Source organism: Sphingobacterium sp. GVS05A (assembly GCF_019969845.1).
Taxonomy (GTDB): Bacteria; Bacteroidota; Bacteroidia; order Sphingobacteriales; family Sphingobacteriaceae; genus Sphingobacterium.
This window is the reverse complement of sequence record NZ_JAHXYR010000003.1, coordinates 364,357-383,485: the sequence shown is the minus strand read 5'-3', so window position 1 is coordinate 383,485 and position 19,129 is coordinate 364,357. Positions and strand designations below refer to the sequence as shown.

Genomic DNA, 19,129 nt, shown 5'->3' with positions numbered 1-19,129 from the left:
ACTATATGTTTCAACAATTGACACCCGTTATCAAGAATTTACTGATCGTAAATATTGTATTCTTTTTAGGATCAGAATTTGTGCCCATTGCCCATAATTATCTTCCGGTTTTCTACCCTGACTCGCCATATTTTAAAGTATGGCAGATAATCACGCATATGTTTATGCATGCTAACCTCGGTCATATCTTCTTTAACATGTTTTCTTTGGTCATCTTTGGCCCGATGATCGAGCAAGTACTTGGCCCAAAACGTTTTTTGAATTTCTACCTGATTTCGGGTATTGGAGCATGGCTATTGCAAATGGGTGTTCAGGGTGTTGAAATATTTAATGCAACAGGAAGCTTCTTCCCATTGCACCATAGTCTGGACTTGTCCACGCTAAACACATCCAATCCAGGTTTGGTGCAAGAGATCTATACTTCACGTATGCTGGGTGCCTCTGGTGCCATATATGGTGTATTACTCGCTTTTGCTTACCTTTTCCCAAACATACCGCTTCAATTTTTGTTTATTCCTGTACCAATCAAAGCAAAATATATGATCGGAGGATATATTTTGATCGAGATCTATATGAGCTTATCTAGGCCAGGGGATTCGGTAGCCCATCTAGCACACGTTGGTGGTGCACTGTTTGGTTACTTGCTACTCAAATTTTGGAGGATTAGAAAGGGAATTTATTAATAGCGCGAATAATGAATAGCATTGGTTTAAAAGATTTTTGGAGACAAACATATAAAACAGGTTCACCGATTCCGGTTGTGATCAGTATTCAGGTATGTTTATTTATCCTCATTTATTTTTTGGACCTGCTCTTTGAGTTGAAATTTATCGCTCAAAGTTTCCTACAGCCTATCGTTAAGCATTTGAGTTTACCAAGCAATTTTTCGGTTTTCTTAGCACAGCCTTGGTCCTTGATTTCGTCCAATTTTGTCTATGTTCAGCTTTTAAATTTAATCTTCGACAGCTTATGGCTGTATTGGGTAGGCCAGATATTCTTCACATTCTTAAATAAAAGACAGTTTTTCTTTGTCTACATTGCCTCATGGCTCTTGAGTAGTACCCTCTATGTGGGTTTTGGCACACTTATTCCTCCGCCGACAGATCTGCATTTAATGGGGGGAGCTCATCCATTGGCAGCGGTACTCGCAGCAATTGTCACTTTAGTTCCGAACTATGAATTGCGGCTATTACTGTTTGGTACTGTTAAATTAAAAATAGTAGCCATCGTCTATTTTGCATTGGAATTTTTATTTTTCGCCATTGGCAACAGACCTGCCGCAGTCTCTTACTTTGCTGTTGTTCTCTTTGGAATGGCTTTTACCTATGCCCTAAGATCAGGAATGGACTGGTCAACACTTTTTCAGAAAAAACAAAAAAAGCCTGCAAAAATGAAAGTTGTTGTAGGCAATCATATACCGACAAATCGGAAACATCGTTATGACTTACCAAATCAGGATGAAATTGATGCTATCCTGGACAAGATTTCAGTATCTGGTTATGAAAGTCTGACACACCATGAAAAAGAAACGCTCTTTAGGGCAAGCAATAGTGGCGACAAGGTTGATGGATAGAAGGACATTTTTAAGGAGAAAACTGGGATTTATAAGCAAAACAATGTTCCTGGCAAATATGCTTGGGATCATTGCATTGCTCATGAGTTACTCTGCAACCTTCATCAACCCCAAATCTTTTTGGCCCATTGCATTTATGGGGCTGGGCTACCTTCCTATTCTGCTTGTCAATATTGGCTTTATCTGTTACTGGTTACTGCGTAAACGAAAGGTTGCCCTTTACTCTTTGGCAGCAATCTTATTGGGGTGGCCCTTTCTAACCAAACATTGGAATATCCGCAAAGAAAACCCACCTGTCCCTTCTGAAACACGGACATTACGCATCATGACTTTCAATGCCCATTTGTTCAAAAAAGTTGATGAGGAAAAAAAGAACTTTAAAGCCGACGTTGTCCGTATCATTGATAGCATCTCTCCTGATGTCATTTGCTTTCAGGAGTATATCAGTAAAATCAAAGGGAAACATGTTTTCTCCGAAGAGTTTAAGGACAAATTGGGTTACGATTATTTCTTCTTTGAACCCAGTTCCAAAAATGACTACGAGGCCTATGGCATGGCTGTTTTATCCCGTTTTCCCATCTACGATTCGGGCACTATTCGTGACAATGACTATGGCATCAACAGAATATGCTATGTGGACATCAAAAAGCAGGACACCTTGGTGCGCATCTATAATATCCACCTGCGATCCTTTGCCCTGCAGAACGAAGACAAGGAATTTATTCAAAATCTGTCCAACAAGACTGAAACAGATAATAGGGCCACTCGCCGGTTAAGCCGAAAGCTAAAAAATGCATTTGAACTCCGCAGTGAACAGGCTCATTCGCTGAAAAAACATATGAATGACTGTCAGTACCCTTATATTGCTGTTGGTGATTTTAATGATACGCCTATGAGTTATTCGGTGAATCTAATTGGAGATGGCATGTATAATGCCTTTAAGGAGAAAGGAAATGGATGGGGGGTCACCCACCATGCGCTTTTGCCGATTTTTCAGATTGACTATATCTTTGCCAGTCCAAAATTTCAGGTTATGAATTATCAGGTCGTCAAACAAAAGCTGTCCGACCACTACCCGGTGTGGTCAGATTTACGACTTAAACCTTAGGCATCTGATAGCCCAACGATTTGAGACCTATTTCGATAAATTTATCCCTTCTATTTTTTATTTTATAATAAGCTTCGCGGCCAAAATAATACCTTCCGACCAAAGCTTCAATATCCGACTGAATCAGATCATGCAGATTTTTTGCTTCATTTGCATTCACCGGAATCCGCTTTTGTGTTTTCAGAAATGAAATAAAAAGATCAAACTCTGCCGCAGGTAAATGGTAACCACTGATAAAGTTTTCAATGGAATATGCTGGTAGATGTTTGGTGAACCGGTCGTACACAAATTCTTCGATTGAATTGGAATGGTAGATCTCCCGATACTTAGCGCTTGTTTCGTTGGTATCAATTGGGATATTCACATCCGGCAAAATTCCACCACCACCAAAAACCAGTTTACCCTTGCTTGTTGTAAACATTTCCTTTTGACGAAATTCGGTATCAAGTGTCCAGAGATCAAAACCTGTCATATATTTTGCAGCATCAAAGTTTGCCCGGCTATATTTACGTTGAATACATCTTCCTAATGGGGTATAATATCGCGCGACAGTCAAATTTACGGCAGATCCATCGGAGAAATCAAATTGCTCCTGGACTAGTCCTTTTCCATAGGATCGCCTTCCTACGACAGTAGCCCGGTCTAAATCCTGTAAGGCACCACTCAGAATCTCACTCGCTGATGCTGTGCTTTCGTTGATCAATATGACCACACGACCGTCACCAAACTCACCCGGTTTCTCTGAATAATAATCCTGACGTTGTTCATTAGCCCCTTCGGTATACATCAACAGTCTCTTTTCTTTAAAAAACTGTCCCGCCAGATCTATCGCAGTATGCACAAATCCGCCACCGTTATTTCGTAGATCTAAGATGAGGTCCTGCGCACCGCTTTTTCGCAGATCAATCAGCGACTGTTTAAATTCGTCTGAGGTCTTATGTCCAAAGCGACGGATCTTGACGTAAGCAGTCTTAGGAGCGATCATATAAGAGGCATCAAGGCTTGTTACGTTTACCTGGTCACGGATGACTTTCAGCGGATTAACGAGTGCCTGTCCATTCCGTTGGATCGAAATAAATACAGCAGTTCCCTTCTTTCCACGAATCAATTTTTCAATTTCTGCCTCAGGCACTTTTTTCCCCGCAAGATCCTTGTTCCCGATTTTTAAAATACGATCACCGATCCGCATGCCGCTTTTCTCCGCAGGTCCTGCAGAAACCATTCCTACGACAAGCAGCGTATCCTTTAAACGGAAATATTCCACGCCTATTCCATCGAATGAACCTTCCAGCGTTTCCTGCTTAGCGAGCACCTGATTAGGTCGTAAAAAAGTGGAGAAGGGATCAAGGCGAGAAACAACGTGTTCAATGGCTTCATCTTGCACAGTGTCAACGCTAATATTGTCAACGTAATTTTCAGCGATCAGCTGGACCAGATATTGTAATTTGTCCGAATTTCCATTGGAGCCTAAACTTGAAAATGTTGTTTTTTGGTTACTACCTTGTTCTTCGGCATAATTCTGTCCCAACAGCAAGCCAAGAAGCAATACTGCAGCATATGTAGCGGCTACAAAAATATTTCGCTTAATACTCTTTTGCATTGGAAAAACCCAGTGTTTATAAAAAGATAAACCGAGCCTGTGCGCTCATGAAATTACGTCTCAAAAGTAACAAGTTTATTCGGTTTAATCTGTAAACAGCCGTATAATTTTACATTAAAAACAAAAAATTGTCGCTGACTGTTTACGTCCAGAAGTTCCGCTCACTCGCTTTGACAGAAAACACGAAATAGCGGCAATGAAACTTGCAAATAAGCACAAATTTATCTTAGTTTGAATTTGGAAAGGAATTTAATATATGCACGAAATCGAACCTTATTACAATTGGCGCGACTATTATATCGCTGCCGAGGACGGACAATCACCATTTTATGGCACAGTATACAGCGAATTCGATTTCGACAAACAGATCTACAATTTTTTACTGCATCCACAATGGGATGAATTCGGTTCGCTCACGCTGTATCTAAAGGTATTATTTGTCGATTATGAAAAACAATACTGTGTTATTGAGTTGATCGGTGAATGGAATGATGCCATATACAATGATATCATGTTACTGAAAAGAGAGCTTATAGATGTCATGATCAGTCAAGGTATAAAATATTTTATCCTCATTGGAGAGAATGTATTGAATTTCCATGCTTCCGATGACTCCTATTATGAGGAATGGTTCCAAGATATCGACGATGGCTGGATTGCGGGCGTAGGCTTCCGTGACCATGTCATTGAAGAATTTCAACAACAGAATATTGATTATTACATCAATTTTGGCGGTGCACTCAATGAACTATCTTGGCGTGCATTAAAACCAAAGCAGGTATTTCATCATGTAAATGAATTCCTGACCAAGCGTCTTGGCTTTTAAGTCTTGAGTAGAGAGTATTTAGATTTTGGTTATACAAGCCTATGGCTTACTAATTGTTTCAATTTTTGATTTTTACCTTTTAATTTTTACTTTTTACTGTATTATCCGTTAACTTTGTGATCGATGTGTTCTGTGCTTTGCACAGATACTGATTAATTTTTACGTTTTACTTATACAAAACAATATGTCATTCAGAATTGAAAAAGATACGATGGGTGAAGTTCAAGTACCTGCAGATAAATACTGGGGTGCACAAACAGAACGTTCACGCAACAACTTCAAAATCGGACCGGCAGCTTCTATGCCACATGAGATCGTCGCAGGTTTTGCTTACTTGAAAAAAGCAGCAGCATATGCAAACCACGAATTGGGTGTATTACCTGTTGAAAAACGTGATGCCATTGCAACTGTCTGTGATGAGATCCTAGCTGGTAAACTAGACGATCAGTTCCCATTGGTGATCTGGCAAACTGGTTCGGGAACACAATCCAACATGAATGTGAATGAAGTTGTGGCAAACCGTGCCCAAGTATTAGCTGGACATAAGATTGGCGAAGGAGAACCTGTATTAAAAGCTAATGATGATGTAAACAAATCACAGTCATCAAATGATACCTTCCCTACTGGAATGCATATTGCAGCTTATAAAGCTGTTGCCGAAGTAACCATTCCAGGTGTTGAAAAACTACGTGATACATTGGCTAAAAAGGCTGAAGAGTTCAAAAATGTTGTTAAAATCGGTCGTACACACTTAATGGATGCGACACCATTGACATTAGGTCAAGAGATTTCTGGCTATGTGGCACAATTAAACCATGGTCTGAAAGCGCTAAGAAATACACTTTCACATCTATCTGAGGTAGCATTAGGCGGTACTGCTGTAGGAACTGGTTTAAACACACCTACTGGTTATGATGTTGTTGTTGCAAAATACATTGCTGAATTTACAGGTCTTCCATTTGTTACTGCGGAGAACAAATTTGAAGCTTTGGCAGCACATGATGCTATCGTAGAGACGCATGGTGCGTTGAAACAATTGGCTGTAGCATTGAATAAAATTGCCAACGACATCCGTATGTTAGCTTCTGGTCCTCGTTCAGGTATCGGTGAAATCCTTATTCCAGAAAACGAACCGGGATCATCTATTATGCCAGGTAAAGTGAATCCTACACAATGTGAAGCATTGACAATGGTCGCTGCCCAAGTTATGGGGAACGATGTTGCGATCACTATTGGTGGTACACAAGGGCATTATGAGTTGAATGTATTTAAACCATTGATGGCAGCTAACTTCTTACAGTCTGCACGTTTATTGGGTGACGCTTGTATTTCTTTTGAAGAGCACTGTGCTGCCGGTATCGAGCCTAACTACAAACGCATCAAAGAATTGGTTGACAACTCATTGATGTTGGTAACTGCGTTAAACACGAAAATTGGTTATTACAAAGCTGCTGAAATTGCACAAACGGCGCATAAAAACGGAACTACACTTAAAGAAGAAGCAGTACGTTTGGGTTATGTGACTCCGGAAGATTTTGATGCTTGGGTAAAACCTGAAGAAATGGTTGGAAGTTTAAAATAAGCTGTGGCAATAATTTCAATAAAAAATATAACATCAAAAACATACCTACTGGCTCTTGCCATAGGTATGTTTTTCTTTTTTACCGCCTGCAAATTTAATTCAGATATGCAGGGTGAAGGAGCTTCATTTTTACAGGGCGAGTGGGTACAGGACAGTATTCCGGGACAGCAGCAGATGATGCAATATACATTGGCTGAATTTAAGTTTACCTGTGATTCGGTTTATGCGACAATGCATGTGAACAACAAAGTACAGACTATCCCTGATAGTTGCTATAAAAACGGTTCCTGGACAGAGCATGCCAAAGGTATTTATGTGCTACGTGGTGATTCGGTTATCGTAGACGGAATATACACCAAAGAAAATGGCAAGCAGAAGATCTCAGGTTGTTATCTTTCGGGTCAATATATTCCACGTTTTAAAGTTGTTTATCATTCTGCGGACTCCGTTGTACTGGAAAGTCGATTTGATCAACGTCCTATTGTCCTTAGAAAGACCAAAGATATTACCTGCGTACCTAAAAAGAGATATTAGTATTGAGATATTAGTATTTAGACTTTACTTGTTCAAGCCAGCGGCTTACGAGCACTGTCTTTAATCCTTGCCCCTTAATCTTTGTTCTCTACGCAAGCCTTTGGTGGTCTACTTCAACCTGATCTTGATCGATCGGCTCGTCCAAAGGGATTATTACATCGATGCGTAAATCAACATGTAATAACCCGTTTTTTATTTTTACTTTTGATTATCAACTTCCAACCATCCATATGAACAAAGGAATTATTGCCTTAGCTTTTGGGGGACTTGCCATCGGGATGACCGAATTTACGATGATGGGTATTCTGCCTGATATTGCTAAGGATCTGCATATCGAAATCCCTACTGCGGCTCACCTTATTGCCCTGTATGCGCTCGGTGTAGTTGTAGGTGCTCCTACGTTAGTCTTATTCACGGGTAAATATCCTCCAAAAAAGGTTTTACTCTTTTTGATGTTACTATTTTTTATTTTCAACGGCTTATTCAGTATTGCACCGGGACAGTTTTTGATCAGTCTTTCACGTTTTATGGCTGGACTTCCACACGGAGCATTCTTTGGCGTAGGATCCGTTGTTGCAGCCAAGCTTGCACCGAAAGGCAAAGAGGCTCAGGCCATCTCGATCATGTTTACGGGCATGACTATTGCGAACCTCGCCGGAGTTCCGTTAGGAACCTATCTTGGTCATCATTATTCCTGGCGACTGACTTACGGCATTATCAGTATACTGGGACTGGTTACCTTCGCTGCAATATATGCCTGGATGCCGAAAATTGAGGCTTCCAAAGGAAATAATATATTCAGTCAGCTCAGCTTTTTCAACAAAAAGATTGCTTGGTTATTAATGGCGATTATTGCTATCGGTACAGGTGGGTTGTTTGCCTGGATCAGTTATATTGCTCCCTTGGCGACTAAAGTTTCTGGCGTTCCTGCTGACCGGGTACCGCTGATTATGATTTTGATAGGTGTTGGTATGTTTTTCGGAAATCTGATCGGCGGGAAATTGGCAGACACAATCTCACCAACAAAAGCAGCTATCGCGAGTTTCTCGGCTATGGCGCTCTGTTTGGTTATGGTCTATTTTGTTTCGCCACTAGGCTGGACAGCGTATCCTTTGGCTTTTATTACTGGCTTGGTTTCTTTTACCATCGGTTCACCAACCCAGCTGATGTTGATCCGGGCTTCGAAAGATTCCGCAACATTAGCCGCAGCAGGCGGACAAGCTGCTTTTAATCTCGGCAATACACTTGGTGCATTTTTAGGAGGCATTCCCATCACTATGGGATTAGCGTATAATACCCCCTCCTTGGTAGGTGTGGGTATGGCAAGTATCGGCGCTTTGTTGACCTTGATGTACCTCAAGGTCTATGACAATAAAAGTTAACACATAAAAAAAAGATTCTAATGGCCCGAAGTAGTTATATCAGTGTATTGCGTATTATAGCAATCTTTTTGATTATTCTAATCCACTCTTCTTCGGGCTATTTAAATAGTAATGACTTTAATTCTTTTGATTGGGATTATGCCAATTGGATCAATAGCTTTTCGCGCTTTGCAGTCCCTCTTTTTGTCATCATCTCAGGTGCATTGCTTTTGCAAAGAGATGAAGATACAGGCACATTCTACAAAAAACGTCTGTTTAAAATTATTCCGCCATTTGTCTTTTGGACCATTGTCTACCTGATCTATTATTTTATCCGTTACATTGATTTTGAGTATGTGGGTTTTCCACAAGTTATCAACATCGTGTTAATTCGCTTAAAGTCAGGAAGCAACGCACACCTATGGTACCTCTACATGCTTATCGGGCTCTATCTAGCAATACCTTTTTTGCGAAAAATGATCCGGAACTGTTCAAAAAGAGAGATTGAGATTTTCTTATGTCTGTGGTTTGCTTCACTGTTTTTCAGCAACAAATGGTTTAATGCATATCTTCCGAATTTTGACCTAACCTTTTTTACAGGCTACATGGGTTATCTCGTCTTGGGGTACTATCTCTACAATCATCCGCTCCCCCAGTTAAGATGGCATAGCCTCCCCCTCTTTGTAGGTTGTTGTCTGATTACGGGTTGGGGGACTTACTATCTCAGTCTGGAAAAAGGCGAATTTGACCCTACATTGTATAATTATCTTTCACCCAATATTGCATTAAGTGCAGGCTTATTATTTGTATTTATCCAATGTCTAAAACTCCCAGAACGGTTGAGTGCATTCTGGGAATTCATCGACATCCATAGTTTTGGCATCTATTTAAGCCATATCTTGTTTTTGAATTATATTCATCCACTGCTACCGTTAGCGACGCTTTGGAAAATACCGGTAGCAGCGATTCTCACTTTATTCGCCAGTGCTTTGCTGACATATTGCCTGCGAAAGATCCCGTTTGGGAAATATGTGAGTGGTTAATTCGTTTTGATCCAGCTATTATTTTTCGCCTTCGACCTTATTGTAAATATAGCGATCCGCATTGGGACCATCGATCTCTTTGCCTTCCTGATCCAGTCCGATCAGTCTATTTTCACCTACCTTTAATTTCATATTGGTTTCTTTGCCCGTCAGGTGTACAACAGAACCATTGTCATGCCACATGACTTTACCTGAATCTTCAACTTTGGTGTTCTTATTGATATATTCACTTACAATCGAGAAAGTATTGTCATTTTTTAAAGTAATATTAGTTTTTATACCTTCACAATCCGCACAGGGAATGGTTGCTTCATATTTACCGGGCCAGTCCAACGAATTTTGAGACGTATGGACGGTATCTGCTATCATCGTTGTATGATCGGACGAATCTGCTGCTATCACTTGTTGATTTTCCTTTTTTGTTTGATTACATGCACTTAAAGAAAGTGCTACCAGGCAAATAAATAATACTGATGATTTCATAATGTGCTGTTTTGATTTAAATATACCCCATATCAAGCAATTTCGGCGCCAAGAAAATAATTGATGTGATTCAAAAAATTGCACACCATAAAATAACGAGTGGTACCCAAAGCGTGTTGCGTAGCAGTTGGATATCGAATAAGGGTGAGCAAACCGAGGCAGAATGTGCGCAAAATAAAAAGGACTGCCCGAACAGGGCAGTCCAATCTATATGATATACTGTAAGGCAAAATACGATACATACAATGCATGTATCGGCTATGCCGACAGGATTTGAATGTCTTATTTCAGACTAGAACGGCAAATCATCATCATCTGATGAACCAGACAAATCTACAGGAGCAGGCATATCAGCATAACCTGGAGTAGATGGTGCTGGAGCAGCATTTCCTAGTTTTGTTACACGCCATGCAACCAATGAATTGAAATATGTCGTTACGCCATCTTTATTTGTCCAAGGACGACCACGAAGATTAAAAGATACCTCTACCTCTTCGCCAATAGCTAGGTTATCAAAAATTGAAGTTCTGTCTTGTGTTGATTCAAAACGGATATATTCAACAAATTGTGGGTTTTCGGCATAAGCTACAATCATATCACGTTTTTTGAATGATTCTGTCACTTGTTGTGTCGCTCCTATCTCGTGTACTTTTCCTCTAATTTCCATAATCAAAAAAATAAATATTAAAGCGTAAAATTAAGCAATTTTTGAGGAAGAGTTTAATTAACTTTGTACAAAATATGATGGAAGTTTTCAACACCCCCAATAAAGTTATCATTACGTGCAATAAACGCTTATCGCCGTATTTGCAACAGGAAGTTAAAGAGTTAGGTTTTGACATCGTCAGAGCATTTCCTACTGGAGTCGAATTGAAAGTCAGCGTAAATGATACGATCAAGCTCAATCTGAACTTGCGTACCGCCTCGCAGATTCTATATTCGTTAAAGGAATTTTCAGCGAACAATCCTACTGAGCTCTACGAAGAGCTGAGCACGATTGCTTGGGAAGAGCTCATTCAATTCGATGGTTATTTCTCTGTGAGTTCCAATGTGGACAATGAAACAATTAGTACGCCTTTATTTGCGAATGTCAAAGTGAAAGATGCGATTGTAGATCGTATTAAAGATAAAAAAGGTATACGTCCAAATTCTGGTCCGGAAAACAACAAAGCTGTCATTCACCTCTACTGGAAGGATGACCGTGCTGAAATTTTCATTGATACCTCCGGAGAAACGCTGGCCAAACATGGTTACCGTAAGATTCCGGGCAAGGCACCCATGCTGGAAGCCCTAGCAGCCTCAACAATTATTGCTTCAAAATGGGATGGCGAATCCGCTTTTGTCAATCCGATGTGTGGATCGGGAACATTGGCCATCGAAGCGGCATTGATTGCTACCAATAGAAAACCTGGACTACTGCGTATGAATTATTCATTCATGCATTTCATCGGTTATGATGAAACAGTTTTCTTCCAGGAACGCCGCCTGTTAAAAGATCAGATCAATAAAAAAGCAGCTCCTCAAATTATTGCTACGGATATCTCCGAAGAAGCGATCAACGTTTCCAAAATGAACGCCCGCACTGCAGGGGTGGAACAATTAATTTCATTTGAAGTATGCGATTTTGCGGAAACGCACGTTCCTAAAGAAGGAGGTGTCATCTTATTCAATCCAGAATACGGTGAACGTTTAGGTACGCATACCAAGTTGGAGATTACCTACAAACGTATGGGTGATTTTATGAAACAGGAATGCAAAGGTTATAGAGGCTATATATTTACAGGTAATCCGGATCTCGCAAAGAAAATTGGGCTCCGTGCGTCCAGACGTATAGAATTTTATAACGGTAAATTAGATTGTAGATTATTAGAATACGAATTATACGAGGGTACTCGCGAAAAAACAAAAGTATTGTATGAATAACATTATTGAACGCACAGTCGCATTTGTGCAAGATCGTTTGAAATTTGCGGAAGCAGGCCATGATTGGTCGCATATTCAACGCGTATGGAACAATACGAAGTTAATTTTAGAAGATGAAGAAGCTGATGTCATGGTCTGCGAATTAGCAGCGCTCCTGCATGACATTGCAGACAGCAAATTCCATGACGGTGACGAAACAATTGGCCCTCGCGTTGCCGGAGAGTTTTTGGCAAGTCTAGAAATTTCTCCTGAAATCATTGACCATGTCAAAAAAATCATCTTTAACATGTCTTTCAAAGCAAGTTTGGGTGAAGTTTCTTTCCATTCCAAAGAAATGGAAATTGTACAGGATGCCGATCGTTTGGACGCCATCGGTGCAATAGGTATTGCGCGTGCATTTAGTTTCGGTGGAAATAAAGGTCGTGAAATGTACAACCCCAACATTCCGGTACAGGAATATAAAGATAAGGAAGCCTATAAACATTCTGAAGCTCCAACAATCAATCACTTCTATGAGAAGCTCCTCTTGTTGAAAGATAAAATGAATACACAGGCCGCAAAAAGAATTGCGGAACACCGTCACCAATACATGCTTGGATTCTTGGATGAGTTCATGGCAGAATGGAATGGTAAAAAATAAATTACAGTTAACAATAACTAAACATAAAAGTGGTACTTTAGATCTTGTGAATCAGGATAAAAAGTACCACTTTTTTTATACTGTAAAAATCAGCTTTCAAACTAACACATATGAAAAAACACATTTTTAGCTGTCTGACGTTGGCTATGGTCATTTCATCGGCAACACTATTTGCACAGACCAAAGCAATTGCACATCGTGGCGTATGGAAAAACAGCCATCTTCCTCAAAATTCCATCGCCTCTTTAAAAGCCGCACATGACCTTAAACTCTTTGGTTCTGAGTTTGATGTACACCTCACCAAAGACAATATTCTTGTTGTCAACCACGACAATGATTTCTACGGTATTGACATCGCAACAGCAACATACACAGAACTCCTAGCAAAAAAACACCCGAATGGGGAATCTATCCCAACACTGGAAGAGTATATCAAAGCGGGAAAAAAATTAAAGGGCTTACGTCTGATCCTGGAGTTAAAAACCAACAAATTAGGTGTAGAGCGTACGCTTGAGGCAGCAACCAAGTCTGTTGAAATGGTGAAAAATCTGAAAGCAGAGAAAATAACAGATTATATCGCATTCAGTTTTGAGGCTTGTCAAAAGATTCATGAGCTCGCTCCAAAAGCAAATATCCAGTACCTAAATGGGGATAAATCACCTGCTGATGTGAATGCCGCAGGAATCAATGGTCTAGATTATCATTTTTCAGTCTTCAAAAAGAATGCAAGCTGGTTGCAGGAAGCGCATCAATTGGGTATGAAAGTGAATGCCTGGACAGTCAATACGGAAGAAGAAATGAGCAATCTAATTGGACAAAAGATCGACTTCATCACAACAGATGAACCAGAATTGTTGCTTCAGGTATTGAAAAAATAAAGATTATCCCTGAGATCATCACTAACAAAACAAGCTGAAGATCAGTAAAATAACATAACTGAAGATCTTTTAATTTCCTACAAGCCGAATATAACAAGTTTAGCCTATGGCTTTATTGACACGAGACCCAAGGTGGGAAATACAAATGAAATTCGAAATTAAACAACGGACAAAATCGGAATACTGCACATCTATATATTAATGAGATAATTATTCCTAAACTAATTATTCTAATGAAAAAATACTTTATTCTCGCAGCAGCATTATGCCTATCGTATATCTCCTATGCGCAAGATTTCATTGCTGCCACATACAATATTAGACAAAGAAATACTGTAGATACTGGTAATATGTGGGTTGACCGCAAAGTGCCTCTGACCAATCTGATTAAGTATCATGGTTTTGATATATTCGGTGTTCAGGAAGCCTTTCATGATCAGGTTCAGGATCTAAAAACGTTGCTTCCGGGATTCGATTATGTTGGTGTGGGGCGTGATGACGGTGCACAGGAAGGTGAGCACTCTGCAATTTATTACAACACCAATCGGTTCAAAGCCATCAAAAGTGGTACATTCTGGCTTTCTGCAACAGATACCGAACATCCGAACAAGGGTTGGGATGCGGCCTTACCACGTATCTGTACCTGGGGAATTTTTGAAGACAAAGCCAATAAAAAGCGCTTTATTTTTATGAATACCCATTTTGACCATATCGGACGTACAGCCCGCACGGAAAGTGCAAAATTGATCCTGGCAAAAGCAAAAGAATTTGCGAAGGATCTTCCGCTGATCTTAACAGGCGACTTCAATGTAGACGAAAAAGATGAGGCCTATTTTACACTTGCCAAGAGCAATATCGTCACAGATGTACATGAAGTATCTCCGCTTAAATATGAGCCCAACTCTTCTTTTAATAGTTGGGGAAAGAGCCTAAGGCCTTCTGGTCGTATCGACCATATCTTTATCACCAAACCTTTTCAGGCGAAGAAATATGGTATTTTGACAGACACTTACCTGAGTAAGTTTCCTTCTGACCACTTCCCTGTTGTGACAACACTTTCGTGGAAATAGGCTCTATAAGATTAAAAAAGCAATTTTATTATATAGCGGATAAAGCGCCCCTTTTTGGGGCGTTTTATTGTTAGACCTTACCCCTTCCAACAAAGACTGCTGTGACAATGCGCAGCTTTCGTAGCATTAAGGTTGTGGCGTATCTGCTACGGATACGGACAATCTCATGGAAAGAACAACCGACAATTTAAACTTTTACAAAAAATAACGGTCGATATCCTTAATTTTGACAGCAAAACATATCATGATGAAATTTCCATTACTATATTGTACCCTATTTGTTTCAGCGCTTTTGTTCTCTAACAACAGTGAAGCGCAAATCTTTAAAAAGATCAACGACGCGTTGAATAAAGCAAATCAGAGTCAAACTGACAGCACAAAAAAGACGAATTCGTCAACAGCGAGCTCTTCAACAACGGGTTCGAACAAGTCGAACCCCCTGGCTTCATTATCAAATAAAGATGCTTCATTGGGTATCAAACAAGCTCTAAGCAACGGCCTTAACCTAAGTATTGAGTCTTTGGCAAAAAAAGATGGCTTCTTAGGTGATGCCGCAGTGAAAATTTTAATGCCTGCGGAGGCCCAAAAGATAGAAAAAACACTTCGTGCAGTCGGCATGGGCAAGCTTTGTGATCAATTTATTCAAAGCATGAACAGAGCCGCTGAAGGTGCAGTAAAAGAGGCCGCTCCGGTATTCGTAAATGCATTGTCTAAAATGACCATCACTGATGCGACCAATATCCTGTTGGGAAGCAAGCAAGATGCTGCAACAACATTTTTCAAAACAAATACATCAACCGAATTAACAAACAAGTTTAGTCCGGTCATTCAATCTGCTATGGGTGTAAATAATGTAGACCAATATTGGACGCAATTGACCTCAGCCTATAATAACTTGCCGCTAGGCAATAAGGTGGAAACAAATCTGACTGCTTATGTTACGCAAAAGGCCATAGATGGTTTGTTTATCAAAGTCGCTGATCAGGAATCAAAAATCAGAAACAATATCGGCGGAAGCAGAAATACAAATATCTTGCAGAAAGTATTTGGCTACGCCGACGAAAAAAAATAAGCTAAACGTAGGGTTAGTCCCCCAAAAAGATATAGGAGGTTAGCGAAATATTACCTCTAGTAAACAAGACTTGTCAGTTTATTGACAAGTCTTGTTTGTTTTTGGTCGAAGCCCGTTAGAATTTGTAAATTTGGTCACCCTTATCACATTAAGGCTATTAAAATGAGTACATTTGAGATTAATAACATAAGTGACTTTTCAGTTTCGGAAAGATTTCAACGCTACGTACAGATTGATACACAATCTGATGTAAATTCACCAACATGCCCGTCTACTGAAAAACAGAAAAATCTGGGCAAATTATTGGTAGAAGAACTCTTATCATTGGGTATTTCGGATGCCGCTATAGATGAAAATGGTTACATCTATGCGACCATCCCTTCCAATACTTCCAAGAAAGTTCCAGTTATCTGTTTCTGCTCACATATGGACACTTCTCCGGATTCTTCGGGCAAAGATGTAAAACCATTGGTACACCGTAATTACCAAGGACAAGATTTGGTCCTTCCGGATGATAATAGCATTGTGATCAAATATGCAGAACATCCCGATTTAGCCAATCAAATCGGAAACGATGTAATTACGGCCAGCGGAACAACGCTCTTAGGAGCGGATGATAAGGCTGGTATCGCTGAAATAATGGATGCTGCACGCCTATTGATGAAACACCCGGAGATTAAACATGGTGATATCAAGATTTTATTCACGCCAGACGAAGAAATCGGCCGTGGGGTTGATAAAGCAGACTTAAAGCGTCTGGCAGCAGACTTTGCCTACACCATGGATGGTGAAAAAGCTGGCACGATCGAAGATGAGACATTCTCGGCAGATGGAGCAACTTTAACAATCCATGGCGTCTCTGTACACCCTGGTTTTGCAAAAGGAAAAATGCAAAGTGCAATTAAAATCGCAAGTGCCGTCATTGATGCATTACCGAAAGACAGACTTTCTCCTGAAAGCACCAATAAAAAAGACGGTTTTGTGCACCCCGTCAATATCAGTGGGTCGGTTGAAAAAGCTGAGATTCAATTTATCATCCGTGATCATGCGACAGCTAATCTAAAAAAACATGAAGATGAACTGGAAGCAATAGCAAAATCTATTGTTGAGCGTTATCCAAATTGTACCTATACATTCAGTGTAAAAGAGCAATACCGCAATATGAAAGAGGTTCTGGATCAACATCCCGAAATTATGGAAATCGGTATGGAAGCTATTACAAGAGCAGGGATGGTCGCAGAAAGAAGAAGTATCCGTGGCGGTACCGATGGATCACGCCTGTCATTTATGGGGCTTCCATGTCCTAATATCTTTGCCGGTGGACATGCTTTTCATGGAAAGCAAGAATGGGTATCAGCACAAGATATGGAAAAAGCGGTCAAAACAATTTTGCATGTTGTATCTTTATGGGAAGAAAAAGCATAAGTACATTCTAAAATCAACATATTTTTAATGAAAAACGACGTTTTAAAAGCAATACACTACAGAAGATCGGTATTTCAAGCTTCTTTTACCGAAAAAGAAGTAAGCAAAGAGGATATCCTTAGCATTTTGGAAGCAGCTAATGCTGCTCCAACACATAAACGGACACAGCCTTGGCGTTTTGTGATCTTCCGTAAAGAAGGACTTCAACGCTTGGGCACTGAATTATCGCGCATCTATAAATCGGTTACACCAGCGGAGAAATACACGGAAGCGACAGAGATCACCATGGGCAAGAAAGCAACACAATCGAATGTTGCCATTGCGCTTATCGTCAATTATACGGGTGAAGTTCCTGAATGGGAAGAATTGGCTTGTACTGCTGCTGCCGTAGAAAATATGTGGCTCGCGGCACATTCGTTGAATATTGGTGGTTACTGGGCAACACCAGGCTTAATCAATCATTTGGGTGGTTTCCTTAATCTGGAAGAGAACCAAAAATGTATCGGCCTATTTTACTTAGGACATCATGAATCAGATGCACGCGAACCTGTACGTACGCCTATCGAAGAAAAAATTCGTTGGGAAGAATAAGGTAGCACAGCTTACCATAAATAGACAAGGGCTCGAATAATTCGGGCCCTTATTGCTTTTATATCCCAAAACAATGTGGTGGTTTGATGATATTCGACTGGGCAGAATTCTTCATCTCCTTCAGAGGAAAAGTGATCTTCAGGCGCCCTTTTGTTCCTTGCCATTTAGCACCTGACTGAAGAAGCCGTACAGCCTCGTCAAAAAGAGCTTGCTCGGGTGTTCCTTCTGCGTGGATCTGATCAGGCAATCCATTCTTTCCGATTGTGAAATTAACAATAATCTCCCCACCTTTTCCGCCATCCCTCACCTGATTGTTTAAATATTGTTCAAAGGCTTTCCATCCACCGACCGGAGTAGCATCACCACCATCCAACAGAGGCTCGATCGCTAAAAGGTTTTCTGGTTCGCTCAACGTGACATCTGTCGTCCGCTCGGCTTTACCATTGAAATGTTTAAAATATAGAAGCGCTAATAAAACAACAAACAAAACCCCTGCCGCCGCGCCTATAGCCAGACGTTGCCAAGTATAATATTGTGCATGTCTTGTCGCTATGGTATTTTCGACCCGACGATTAAGTCGCTGCTGCAGCAAGCTTAATTGCCGGGTATCAACTCCATTCTGCAATCGGTATCCATCGATGGCATCCTGTAAAAAGGGGTCTTCCAATGCTTCTTTTTCCAGTTGAAACATTTCCTCCTTGCTCATTAGACCATGGATGTAATTATGAATTCGTGATAACTGATAATTATTTTCCATTTTCTTTCCTTTCCATACAGATTTTCAGATTGCGTTTCCCATTCTGGATGGCACTCTTGACTTTATTCAGATCATACCCTGTTAAATCTGCGATATCTTTATAGCACTTTTGTTCCAGATAAAACAAACGTACACATTCTTTTTGCTCTTCATTTAAAGTCTGCATACAACCTTCTAGTTTTTCAAAATCCCGCTCCTCCCATTTTGTCTCTTCACTGGTATTGAGTTTTTGTTCGCTTTCAAACAAATTATCTTCAATATCCACCTGTGTCGTCCGTTTATCTTTGCGCAATTGCATCAAACAATAGTTCTTACTGTATACGTGCAACCAGCTTTTAAAATTATCAACCTCGTAATGACGCAGTTTCTGAATCAGCTCTTCAAAGATCTGCATGACAGCATCCTGGCTACGATCGGGATCTTGCAAATACTTGAAACATACACCATAAAGCAAGGACATATAAGGCGAATATAATTTTCCCAGCGCAGACAGGTCTCCTGTTGTTTTATAATGTTGTAATAGCTCTTTTTCGTTCATGCGCAAATCTTTCACCTTAATGATGAATTAAGATACGGTTTTCCATAAATAAAGCAAGTAGAGGTTGCAAATTATCATCGATAAAATTTCTATTGACACAATCTCTCTTTTCGGACAAAAAAAAC

At 40.2% G+C, this 19,129-nt stretch carries 20 protein-coding genes; 15 read left to right on the top strand and 5 right to left on the bottom strand.

Going from position 1 to position 19,129, the window contains the following annotated elements; genetic code table 11:
* The first annotated feature begins 5 nt into the window (after positions 1-5).
* The 3 genes from LC454_RS09305 to LC454_RS09295 are packed head-to-tail and all read left to right on the top strand — an operon-like array spanning position 6 to position 2,681.
* Entirely contained in the window at positions 6-683 is a 678-nt protein-coding gene (locus LC454_RS09305; RefSeq protein WP_223581715.1) for a rhomboid family intramembrane serine protease, read from the top strand.
* 11 nt (positions 684-694) lie between these two features.
* On the top strand, positions 695-1,573 hold the full coding sequence (locus LC454_RS09300; protein ID WP_223581713.1) for a rhomboid family intramembrane serine protease: 879 nt from the start codon (positions 695-697) through the stop codon (positions 1,571-1,573).
* A complete protein-coding gene (locus LC454_RS09295; protein ID WP_223581711.1) occupies positions 1,518-2,681 on the top strand; it encodes an endonuclease/exonuclease/phosphatase family protein in 1,164 nt (387 codons plus the stop codon). The genes LC454_RS09300 and LC454_RS09295 overlap by 56 nt, the downstream gene beginning before the upstream one ends.
* Here LC454_RS09295 and LC454_RS09290 read toward each other — a convergent pair.
* On the bottom strand, positions 2,671-4,281 hold the full coding sequence (locus tag LC454_RS09290; protein ID WP_223581709.1) for a S41 family peptidase: 1,611 nt from the start codon (positions 4,279-4,281) through the stop codon (positions 2,671-2,673). The genes LC454_RS09295 and LC454_RS09290 overlap by 11 nt on opposite strands.
* Positions 4,282-4,537: 256 nt before the next feature.
* On the opposite strand from LC454_RS09290, the gene LC454_RS09285 reads away from it, so the two are divergent.
* The 5 genes from LC454_RS09285 to LC454_RS09265 all read left to right on the top strand — a co-directional run bounded on the left by LC454_RS09285 (position 4,538) and on the right by LC454_RS09265 (position 9,627).
* On the top strand, positions 4,538-5,107 hold the full coding sequence (locus LC454_RS09285) for a hypothetical protein (protein ID WP_223581707.1): 570 nt from the start codon (positions 4,538-4,540) through the stop codon (positions 5,105-5,107).
* 184 nt (positions 5,108-5,291) lie between these two features.
* Positions 5,292-6,689, top strand: coding sequence for a class II fumarate hydratase (gene fumC / locus LC454_RS09280; protein ID WP_223581705.1), 1,398 nt, complete (start codon positions 5,292-5,294; stop codon positions 6,687-6,689).
* Positions 6,690-6,692: 3 nt separating this feature from the next.
* Positions 6,693-7,223 carry a fumarate hydratase gene (locus LC454_RS09275; RefSeq protein ID WP_223581703.1) on the top strand — a complete coding sequence of 177 codons (531 nt, stop codon included), beginning with the start codon at positions 6,693-6,695 and terminating at the stop codon, positions 7,221-7,223.
* 230 nt (positions 7,224-7,453) lie between these two features.
* Positions 7,454-8,605: an MFS transporter gene (locus LC454_RS09270; RefSeq protein ID WP_223581701.1), complete on the top strand. Its 1,152-nt coding sequence runs from the start codon at positions 7,454-7,456 to the stop codon at positions 8,603-8,605.
* Positions 8,606-8,625: 20 nt separating this feature from the next.
* Complete coding sequence (locus LC454_RS09265) at positions 8,626-9,627, top strand: acyltransferase (RefSeq protein WP_223581699.1); 1,002 nt, start codon at positions 8,626-8,628, stop codon at positions 9,625-9,627.
* 18 nt (positions 9,628-9,645) lie between these two features.
* Here the strand turns inward: LC454_RS09265 and LC454_RS09260 are convergent, their stop codons facing one another.
* Positions 9,646-10,110 (bottom strand): copper resistance protein NlpE, encoded by a 465-nt coding sequence (locus LC454_RS09260; protein ID WP_223581697.1) that lies wholly within the window; start codon positions 10,108-10,110, stop codon positions 9,646-9,648.
* A 292-nt stretch (positions 10,111-10,402) separates the two neighbouring features.
* Positions 10,403-10,777, bottom strand: a complete 375-nt coding sequence (locus LC454_RS09255) for a DUF3127 domain-containing protein (protein ID WP_120260264.1) — start codon at positions 10,775-10,777, stop codon at positions 10,403-10,405.
* 77 nt (positions 10,778-10,854) lie between these two features.
* Here LC454_RS09255 and LC454_RS09250 point away from each other — a divergent pair, with 77 nt between their 5' ends.
* The 7 genes from LC454_RS09250 to LC454_RS09220 all read left to right on the top strand — a co-directional run bounded on the left by LC454_RS09250 (position 10,855) and on the right by LC454_RS09220 (position 17,709).
* Positions 10,855-12,033, top strand: a complete 1,179-nt coding sequence (locus LC454_RS09250) for a class I SAM-dependent RNA methyltransferase (protein WP_223582140.1) — start codon at positions 10,855-10,857, stop codon at positions 12,031-12,033.
* Complete coding sequence (locus LC454_RS09245; protein ID WP_223581695.1) at positions 12,026-12,673, top strand: HD domain-containing protein; 648 nt, start codon at positions 12,026-12,028, stop codon at positions 12,671-12,673. Before LC454_RS09250 ends, LC454_RS09245 begins: the two co-directional genes overlap by 8 nt.
* A 110-nt stretch (positions 12,674-12,783) precedes the next feature.
* On the top strand, positions 12,784-13,551 hold the full coding sequence (locus LC454_RS09240) for a glycerophosphodiester phosphodiesterase (RefSeq protein ID WP_223581693.1): 768 nt from the start codon (positions 12,784-12,786) through the stop codon (positions 13,549-13,551).
* Positions 13,552-13,784: 233 nt separating this feature from the next.
* Complete coding sequence (locus LC454_RS09235) at positions 13,785-14,621, top strand: endonuclease/exonuclease/phosphatase family protein (protein WP_223581691.1); 837 nt, start codon at positions 13,785-13,787, stop codon at positions 14,619-14,621.
* Positions 14,622-14,865: 244 nt separating this feature from the next.
* A complete protein-coding gene (locus tag LC454_RS09230) occupies positions 14,866-15,693 on the top strand; it encodes a DUF4197 domain-containing protein (RefSeq protein ID WP_223581689.1) in 828 nt (275 codons plus the stop codon).
* A 162-nt stretch (positions 15,694-15,855) separates the two neighbouring features.
* Entirely contained in the window at positions 15,856-17,118 is a 1,263-nt protein-coding gene (gene pepT / locus LC454_RS09225; protein WP_223581687.1) for a peptidase T, read from the top strand.
* A gap of 27 nt (positions 17,119-17,145) precedes the next feature.
* On the top strand, positions 17,146-17,709 hold the full coding sequence (locus tag LC454_RS09220; RefSeq protein ID WP_223581685.1) for a nitroreductase: 564 nt from the start codon (positions 17,146-17,148) through the stop codon (positions 17,707-17,709).
* A gap of 58 nt (positions 17,710-17,767) precedes the next feature.
* Here LC454_RS09220 and LC454_RS09215 read toward each other — a convergent pair whose 3' ends face one another.
* Both LC454_RS09215 and LC454_RS09210 read right to left on the bottom strand, forming a co-directional pair.
* Positions 17,768-18,466 carry an energy transducer TonB gene (locus tag LC454_RS09215; RefSeq protein ID WP_223581684.1) on the bottom strand — a complete coding sequence of 233 codons (699 nt, stop codon included), beginning with the start codon at positions 18,464-18,466 and terminating at the stop codon, positions 17,768-17,770.
* Entirely contained in the window at positions 18,456-19,004 is a 549-nt protein-coding gene (locus LC454_RS09210; protein ID WP_223581683.1) for an RNA polymerase sigma factor, read from the bottom strand. The genes LC454_RS09215 and LC454_RS09210 overlap by 11 nt, the downstream gene beginning before the upstream one ends.
* Between the last annotated feature and the right edge of the window lie 125 nt (positions 19,005-19,129).

Excerpts from the sequence above, each read along its gene's own strand:
- LC454_RS09305 (WP_223581715.1), top strand. The coding sequence starts at position 6 with ATGTTTCAACAATTGACACCCGTTATCAAGAATTTACTGATCGTAAAT.
- LC454_RS09300 (WP_223581713.1), top strand. The coding sequence starts at position 695 with ATGAATAGCATTGGTTTAAAAGATTTTTGGAGACAAACATATAAAACA.
- LC454_RS09295 (WP_223581711.1), top strand. The coding sequence starts at position 1,518 with ATGAAAAAGAAACGCTCTTTAGGGCAAGCAATAGTGGCGACAAGGTTG.
- LC454_RS09290 (WP_223581709.1), bottom strand. The coding sequence starts at position 4,281 with ATGCAAAAGAGTATTAAGCGAAATATTTTTGTAGCCGCTACATATGCT.
- LC454_RS09285 (WP_223581707.1), top strand. The coding sequence starts at position 4,538 with ATGCACGAAATCGAACCTTATTACAATTGGCGCGACTATTATATCGCT.
- fumC (WP_223581705.1), top strand. The coding sequence starts at position 5,292 with ATGTCATTCAGAATTGAAAAAGATACGATGGGTGAAGTTCAAGTACCT.
- LC454_RS09270 (WP_223581701.1), top strand. The coding sequence starts at position 7,454 with ATGAACAAAGGAATTATTGCCTTAGCTTTTGGGGGACTTGCCATCGGG.
- LC454_RS09265 (WP_223581699.1), top strand. The coding sequence starts at position 8,626 with ATGGCCCGAAGTAGTTATATCAGTGTATTGCGTATTATAGCAATCTTT.
- LC454_RS09260 (WP_223581697.1), bottom strand. The coding sequence starts at position 10,110 with ATGAAATCATCAGTATTATTTATTTGCCTGGTAGCACTTTCTTTAAGT.
- LC454_RS09255 (WP_120260264.1), bottom strand. The coding sequence starts at position 10,777 with ATGGAAATTAGAGGAAAAGTACACGAGATAGGAGCGACACAACAAGTG.
- LC454_RS09250 (WP_223582140.1), top strand. The coding sequence starts at position 10,855 with ATGGAAGTTTTCAACACCCCCAATAAAGTTATCATTACGTGCAATAAA.
- LC454_RS09245 (WP_223581695.1), top strand. The coding sequence starts at position 12,026 with ATGAATAACATTATTGAACGCACAGTCGCATTTGTGCAAGATCGTTTG.
- LC454_RS09240 (WP_223581693.1), top strand. The coding sequence starts at position 12,784 with ATGAAAAAACACATTTTTAGCTGTCTGACGTTGGCTATGGTCATTTCA.
- LC454_RS09235 (WP_223581691.1), top strand. The coding sequence starts at position 13,785 with ATGAAAAAATACTTTATTCTCGCAGCAGCATTATGCCTATCGTATATC.
- LC454_RS09230 (WP_223581689.1), top strand. The coding sequence starts at position 14,866 with ATGATGAAATTTCCATTACTATATTGTACCCTATTTGTTTCAGCGCTT.
- pepT (WP_223581687.1), top strand. The coding sequence starts at position 15,856 with ATGAGTACATTTGAGATTAATAACATAAGTGACTTTTCAGTTTCGGAA.
- LC454_RS09220 (WP_223581685.1), top strand. The coding sequence starts at position 17,146 with ATGAAAAACGACGTTTTAAAAGCAATACACTACAGAAGATCGGTATTT.
- LC454_RS09215 (WP_223581684.1), bottom strand. The coding sequence starts at position 18,466 with ATGGAAAATAATTATCAGTTATCACGAATTCATAATTACATCCATGGT.
- LC454_RS09210 (WP_223581683.1), bottom strand. The coding sequence starts at position 19,004 with ATGAACGAAAAAGAGCTATTACAACATTATAAAACAACAGGAGACCTG.